1 pseudogene is annotated in these 756 nt (G+C 47.1%); it reads right to left on the minus strand.

From position 1 onward, the window contains the following. Nucleotides 1–756, minus strand: a pseudogene (locus ACLOR3_RS02025) (endo-beta-N-acetylglucosaminidase); the annotation flags it as partial.

The raw sequence follows: 756 nt of genomic DNA on the forward strand, positions 1-756 counted from the left end.
ACTGATCCACTTGAGATGAATTTGTAGGCTTCAGTGGATTAGCTGGATCCGGAGTCACTGGGGTACTTGGTTGGACTGGCTGATTTGGTTGAGCCGGTTGAACAGGCTGATCAGGTTTAGCCGGCTCCTCTGGTTGGATCGGTTGATCTGGTCCTTCCGTTTTGGCTGGCTTATAGACAATCGCATAGTGGGTAAAATGAGGAGCTGTAAAGATAACTACATCTCCAACTCTCTCAAAGGCCAAGGATTGAGGTGCTTGACCTTCTGGGAAGAAGAGGACTTGCTCCACTTCTTTATCCTTATCCACAGGGATTTTCACAAGTGATGGATGCTGGGTATCGACATCCTGACCACTTGCATCGACTCCTTCGATATCAAAGATAGTCGCTTCTCGTCCCTTCAGCTCTTCTTTTTCTGCCTGATTGGCTTCAACTTTCGCGACTTTTAGTCCCTTAATAGCAGTAGGCTCCAAGTTAGAGAATTGAACTTCGACTCCAGTCGCAGGGTCTACAAAGACAGCCGGCTTATCTTCTTTTAGGAGCGCAATCAAGGTTTCTAGACCTGTTTTTGCGGTTGCGAGCGCTTCAGGAGTGAGTTCTGAAGAGTCTAGGAGTTCTTTATTTTTCTCAACCAGTGCCTGTAAAGCGTCACCAGAAGGGTGATTTGGCTTGCTTGCTAATAGAGCAGTCGCTTCCTCTGTCAGAGCAGAAAGAGCGTCTTTCTCTTTGACTAGATTAGCTTGTCCATCCAAGGCTT

The sequence above is a fragment of the Streptococcus intestinihominis genome (genome assembly GCF_046824975.1).
Classification (GTDB): Bacteria; Bacillota; Bacilli; order Lactobacillales; family Streptococcaceae; genus Streptococcus.